The organism is Acholeplasma equifetale ATCC 29724, assembly GCF_000687735.1.
In the GTDB taxonomy this organism is placed as follows: domain Bacteria; phylum Bacillota_I; class Bacilli_A; order Acholeplasmatales; family Acholeplasmataceae; genus Acholeplasma; species Acholeplasma equifetale.
Genome location: NZ_JHXL01000017.1, coordinates 1 through 6,393 on the forward strand (window position 1 = coordinate 1; position 6,393 = coordinate 6,393).

Annotated in this window: 8 protein-coding genes; 7 read left to right on the top strand and 1 reads right to left on the bottom strand. The window is 31.9% G+C overall.

Going from position 1 to position 6,393, the window contains the following annotated elements; genetic code table 11:
- Positions 1 to 181 (bottom strand): hypothetical protein (locus tag T434_RS07275; protein WP_026399902.1); only part of this gene is annotated, 181 nt, incomplete at its 3' end.
- A gap of 466 nt (positions 182 to 647) precedes the next feature.
- Between T434_RS07275 and T434_RS07280 the strand changes: the two genes are divergently transcribed.
- The 7 genes from T434_RS07280 to T434_RS07775 form a co-directional block, all read left to right on the top strand.
- Positions 648 to 2,123 (top strand): aminotransferase class I/II-fold pyridoxal phosphate-dependent enzyme, encoded by a 1,476-nt coding sequence (locus T434_RS07280; RefSeq protein WP_162150794.1) that lies wholly within the window; start codon positions 648 to 650, stop codon positions 2,121 to 2,123.
- The gene (gene speB / locus T434_RS0106005) at positions 2,120 to 2,986 is read left to right on the top strand and encodes an agmatinase (protein ID WP_026400300.1); all 867 of its coding nucleotides are present in this window, start codon (positions 2,120 to 2,122) and stop codon (positions 2,984 to 2,986) included. The genes T434_RS07280 and speB overlap by 4 nt, the downstream gene beginning before the upstream one ends.
- A gap of 81 nt (positions 2,987 to 3,067) precedes the next feature.
- Complete coding sequence (locus tag T434_RS07285; RefSeq protein ID WP_051614504.1) at positions 3,068 to 3,400, top strand: type II toxin-antitoxin system RelB/DinJ family antitoxin; 333 nt, start codon at positions 3,068 to 3,070, stop codon at positions 3,398 to 3,400.
- Complete coding sequence (locus T434_RS0106015) at positions 3,390 to 4,001, top strand: Fic/DOC family protein (RefSeq protein ID WP_026400301.1); 612 nt, start codon at positions 3,390 to 3,392, stop codon at positions 3,999 to 4,001. Before T434_RS07285 ends, T434_RS0106015 begins: the two co-directional genes overlap by 11 nt.
- Positions 4,002 to 4,146: 145 nt before the next feature.
- On the top strand, positions 4,147 to 5,235 hold the full coding sequence (pdhA, locus tag T434_RS0106020) for a pyruvate dehydrogenase (acetyl-transferring) E1 component subunit alpha (RefSeq protein ID WP_026400302.1): 1,089 nt from the start codon (positions 4,147 to 4,149) through the stop codon (positions 5,233 to 5,235).
- Between the two features lie 2 nt (positions 5,236 to 5,237).
- Positions 5,238 to 6,221 carry an alpha-ketoacid dehydrogenase subunit beta gene (locus tag T434_RS0106025; RefSeq protein WP_026400303.1) on the top strand — a complete coding sequence of 328 codons (984 nt, stop codon included), beginning with the start codon at positions 5,238 to 5,240 and terminating at the stop codon, positions 6,219 to 6,221.
- Positions 6,222 to 6,235: 14 nt separating this feature from the next.
- A partial coding sequence (locus T434_RS07775; protein WP_084301125.1) for a biotin/lipoyl-containing protein occupies positions 6,236 to 6,393 on the top strand: 158 nt, incomplete at its 3' end.

Sequence of the window (6,393 nt, forward strand, 5' to 3'; positions counted from 1 at the left end):
ATTTTTTTAACCTAAAACCATGAAAATACATCGGATATGTTTGACAGAGTGGACAACTTATATTATCTTTTAGTAACTTTAGATGAAGTGTAAGTACTTCACCATCTATTGTGGTATCAAGTGATTCTATTTTTGAATTTATGTTTTCTAATTTATATAGTTTTGTGATATTATCATACATGAAGAACTCCTTTGTTTTTTTAGTTACGACTAACTATATTATAAAAAGGTGTTCTTCATTTTTTATATATTTATTTCGGCCTTTAAAAAAGATGGTGTACTACCACCACCTAATTGAAAGGTGTTTTTTTACACCAACTATTTTAAATACCTGAAATTAATAACTTATCTCAAAAGAGGTAAGTTTTTTTTATTTTTGTGAAGAATTAGTATAGTATAATACCCATAACAATAACAGATTGTTGATTTTGTATAACAATAATATGGGATTTAATTATATTTTTAGGAAAAATTAAATTAAACTTAAACGCGCTAATATTGGAGCGTTCCTATTTTAAAAAAATATAAATAAACTTTCAAATTTTAAATGTATATTATTGATAAAAAATGCTTTGAAAGTTCAAAAATGTGGTATCATGTGGTATCATATAGTGTTGAAAAAATAATAAAAGGAAGTTAAGCCATCGATGTATAAGTTAGACCAGTCTAAAACTCCATTTTTTGATAAGCTTAAAACTTATGGTACATCTGGTACAACATCTTTAGATGTACCAGGACATAAACTAGGTAGTATTGATACAGAGTTTAAAAAGTTTTTAGGTGAAAATGTATTCTTATTAGACGCTAATGCACCGAGAGGATTAGATAATTTATCTAAACCAAAAGGGGTATTAAAAGAAGCACAAGCATTGTATGCAGATGCATTTGGTTCAGATCATGCATTCTTTTTAATCAATGGTACCTCACAAGGGATTATGACCATGATTATGACTGTATGTCGAGCAAAAGAAAAAATTATTATTCCAAGAAACGTTCATAAGTCTGCGATAAACGGGCTTATTTTATCGGGAGCAATGCCAATATTCTTAAAACCTAAAATGGATAAGGATTTAGGTATAGCAAACGGCATTGATATTGAAGAATTAAAAGAAACGATTAAAGAACATCCAGATGCTAAAGCGGTATTTGTTATTAATCCTACATACTTTGGTGTAGCATCAAATCTAAAAGAAATTGTTGAATTAGCACATGCAAACAACATGGTTGTATTAGTTGATGAAGCACATGGGGCACACTTTAGATTCCATGAATCATTACCACTTTCTGCAATGGAAGCTGGTGCTGATATGAGTGCTTGTTCAATACATAAAACAGTTGGATCACTTACTCAATCATCTGTACTATTAGTTAAAGGTGATCGAGTTGATTTAAATAGAGTTCAGTCAACGTTAAATATCTTACAATCAACATCACCTTCATCACTTCTTATGGCATCACTTGACACAAGTAGAAGTTATATGGCACTTCATGGTAGAGAAAAATTAGATGAAGTAATAAAGTTAACTCGTTGGGCTAGAGAAGAAATAAATAAAATTCCAGGTTTAAAAGCTATTACTAAAGAGTATATCGTTGAAAATGGAGATTATAACTATGATGAAACTAAAATCATGGTTAAAGTATCTGACTTGGGTTTAACTGGATTTGATTGTTATAACATATTAAGTGAAGAATCTAACATTCAAATGGAGTTAGCAGAAACAAACCTTATTCTTGCAGTACTTTCAATAGGTACAACTAAAGCTCATTTAGAAAAGTTTATTGAAGGATTAAGAAAGCTTACAAAACATAAGAAAGAAAACACAATTATCCATCAAATACGTTTTACTTATCCAGAAAGTTATTCAAGACCGCGTGAAGCATATCATGCACCTAAAAAATTTGTTAAAATAGAAGAAGCATTAAATGAAGTAGCTGCAGAAAATATTATGGTATATCCACCAGGGATTCCATTAGTTATTCCAGGCGAAATCATTAATGAAGATATATTAGATGACTTAAGATTTTATAAAGAACAAGGATCAACCATTCTTTCTGATTCACAAGATGGCTTGATTCGAGTTGTTGATAAAGAAAATTGGATGAAATACGAGGGAGACCTATGAAATTATCAAAAGTAGATTTATCTTTTCAATCATGTACAAGTGAATATGAGGATGCAAATGTTGTTATCTTCTCAGTACCTATGGATGCAACCACATCATTTAGACCTGGTACAAGGTTTGCAGGAAACTTTATCCGTTTAGATTCTATTGGAACTGAATGGTATAGTCCATATCGTGATATGGATTTAAAGGATTATAAGACATGTGATGCAGGTGACTTAGATTTACCTATTGGACATGTTGAAAATGCGTTAGAAGTTGTTTATCAAGCAACTAAAACTATTTTAAAAGACAATAAAAAACCAATGATGATTGGTGGAGAACATTTAGTTACATATCCAGTTTTAAAGGCGGTTCATGAAAAATATCCTGATCTACATGTTATCCATTTAGATGCACATACAGATTTACGTGAAGAGTTCTTTGGTAGAACATTAAGTCATGCAACATTTATGTATCATGCACATAAGTTCTTAGGTGACAACCATATTTTCCAATTTGGAATTCGTAGTGGCCACAAAACAGAATTTGAATGGGCTACTAAACACATCTATCAACGTAAATTTGACTTTGAAGGTTTAGATAAAGTTGTTGAACAACTTAAAGATAAACCAGTATATATTACAATTGATTTAGACGTATTAGATCCAGGGGTCTTCCCAGGTACTGGTACACCAGAACCAGGAGGAATGCAATTTAAAGATTTATTATGGGCGTTTGATCAATTTGAAAAATTAAACAATATTGTAGGTGCAGATATCGTTGAATTAGCACCACATTTAGACCCTTCAGGAGCATCAACTCAAGCGGCAGTTAAAGCATTAAGAGAAATGGTGCTACTCTTACATAAAGACGAAAAGTAATATAAAGAGCTTTTAATAAAGGCTCTTTTTCTTTTTATAGAAAAAGTAACACGAATGTGTTACAATAGAATTGGTGATGATATGAAAAAGAATGAATATATTAATGTAAGAGTCAATGAAAAGGTAAAAGAAGAAGCAGAAAACGTATTTAAAGATTTAGGATTAAAGATGAGTGATGCAATTAATATCTTTTTAAATCAAGTATGTGTTGAAAAAGGATTACCTTTTGAAGTAAAACTTCCTAAATTTGATGAATCATATAAAGCATTAGAAAAAGCAATCGCTTATAACGCTTTTGGTGGTGGAAAACCAAGTAAATATGCATTAAATATACTTAAACTTTATGCTAAAGAAGAAATTGATTATGAAACAGCTTTATTCGCATTAGAAAGGGAAAAATACCATGACAAATAAGTATTTTTATCCGAATACAAATGTTCATGTGAATGTTAAAGGTATTACTGATAAAGCTGAACTTAAACGCTACACAGCCAAACAATTTGGTTTAGCAATGATAAAAATCGAAAAAAATCCGATAAAAATCAATAGTACATATGATATGTTAAAACTTCATAAAATACTATTTGAACATGTATTTTATTGGGCTGGTGATATTAGAGATGTGAATATTCAACGAAGTGAATTTATTTTAGGTGATAGTGATGTTGTATTCTCTGACTATAAAAATATAAGACAAGAACTAAGACAATTAGATTCTCAATATATTCACGGCATTCAATGGAAAAAGTTATCAAAATATGAGTTTATTGAATATTTATGTCAATTAATTGTTGAGTTATGGGTTGTACATCCATTTGTTGAAGGGAATACTAGAACAATTATTGTTTTTATGGATCAATTTGTAAGACAATTTGGTTATTACGTAGATATAGATAAGTTTAATGCAACGAGTGAGGATATACGTAACGCATTTGTATGGGCTTATATTGGTGAATTTTTACATATTAAACGCATTATTTCTGAAATCGTTATTCGACATCCTCAGAAAATTTAAGGGTTATCGTAAACTTCACATAAAATGTAACACATTTGTGTGAAAAGTTTAAACGATGTTTGTTTTTTGAAGCCTTTTCCATTTGGAAAGGTTTTTTTTATTATATAATGACAATGTTAAGAAAGCTTTTTATAGGAGGAATTTTATGATAGCAAAGAAATATGATGCGTCTAAAGACAAACAATTTCAAATTTTAGACCAATCAGGTAAAGTCGTAAATGCTAAATACGAACCAAAGTTAACAAAAGAAACATTATTAAAAATGTATAGAACTGCAGTTCTTGGTCGTTATGCTGATATTAAGGCTTTACAATATCAACGTCAAGGACGTATGTTAACTTATGCTCCAAGCATGGGGCAAGAAGCTACTCAAGTTGGATTAGCTGCTGCAATGGAACCACAAGACTGGAACTCACCAATGTATCGTGAATTAGGTATTCAATTATATCGTGGTGTTCCACTAGAATCTATTTACCTATACTGGTATGGTAATGAACGTGGTTCAATTCGTCCAGAAGGGGTAAAAATTTTACCAACAAACATTATCATTGGTTCACAATCTAACCTTGCTGCTGGTTTAGCAATGGCATCAAAAATTAGAAAAACTAATGAAGTTACAGTATTTACAATTGGTGATGGTGGTACATCTCATGGTGAATTCTATGAAGGTTTAAACTTCGCTGCTGTATTCAAAGCACCAGTTGTTGCAGTTATTCAAAATAACCATTATGCAATTTCTACACACGTAAGTAAAGCATCAAATTCAGAAACATTAGCTCAAAAAGGTGCGGCATTTGGTATTCCATTTGTTCAAGTTGATGGTAACGATATGCTTGCTATGTATGTTGTATCAAAAGAAGCTATGGATCGTGCTAGAAACGGTGAAGGTCCAACATTAATCGAAGCTGTTACATATCGTATGGGGCCTCATACAACTTCAGACGACCCAACATTATATCGTACTAAAGAAGAAGAAGATACTTGGAAAGAAAAAGATCCAATCATCAGATTCAAAAACTACCTTATCGATAAAGGATACTGGTCTGAAGAAGAAGATGCTAAATTAGTTGAAGAAGTCAATGCTGAAATCAACGATACATTCAAGAAAGTTGAAAGTTACGGTGCAAATGTTGAATTAGAAGAAATCTTTGAACATACATTTGCTGAATGGACTCCTCAATTAAAAGAACAATATGAAGAACATAAAAAATTCTTAAAAGAAGGAGCTAAGTAATCATGGCTATCATTACTTTATTAGAAGCAATTAATCAAGCGTTAGACCAAGCTATGGAAAAAGACCCAACTGTTGTTGCATTTGGGGAAGACGTTGGTCTAGAAGGTGGAGTATTCAGAGTTACTGCTGGCCTCCAAAAGAAATATGGTAAAGAAAGAGTATTCGATACTCCAATTGCTGAATCAGCAATCATGGGTGCTGCAATCGGTATGGCTATTAATGGTTTAAAACCAGTTGCTGAAATCCAATTTGATGGATTTGTATTCCCAGCTTATACAGACTTAGTTACTCATGCTGCAAGATTTAGAAATAGATCTCGTGGTCAATTTCCGGTGCCTTTAGTTGTACGTATTCCACACGGTGGTGGTATCCGTGCTCTTGAACACCACTCAGAAGCACTTGAAACATTATTCGGATCAATTCCAGGTTTAAAAGTAGTTACACCTTCAACACCATATGATGCTAAAGGTTTATTACTTGCTGCTATTAACGATCCAGATCCAGTTGTCTTCTTAGAACCTAAACGTATTTACCGTGCTGGTAAACAAGAAGTACCTTCAGAAATGTATGAAGTTCCGATTGGAAAAGCTAAAGTTGTAAAACCAGGTAACGATATTACTGTTGTTGCATGGGGTGCTATCGTTAGAGAAGTTGAAAAAGCAGTTAAAATTGTTGAAGCAGAAGGTATTTCAGTAGAAATTATTGATTTACGTACAATTGCTCCATATGATCAAGAAACTATTATTGAATCAGTTAAGAAAACTGGTAAATTTATGGTTGTAACTGAAGCTGTTAAATCATACGGTCCAGCAGCTGAGTTAGTAACAATGGTTAATGAAAAAGCATTCTATTATTTAGAAGCAGCTCCAGTTCGTGTTACAGGATTTGATATTACAGTTCCTTTAGCACGTGGTGAACATTATCATTTCCCTAACCCAGAAAAGATTGCGTATCATTTAAGAAATTTAGCTAAAGTTAGACCTTAGGAGGAAATATAAACATGTTTGAATTTAAATTTGCTGACATTGGGGAAGGCATTCATGAAGGTACTATTCTAAAATGGAATGTTAAAGTAGGCGACAAAGTTAAAGAAGGCGATACATTAGTTATCGTTGAAACAGATAAAGTTAATGCAGAATTACCAAGCCCAGTTGATGG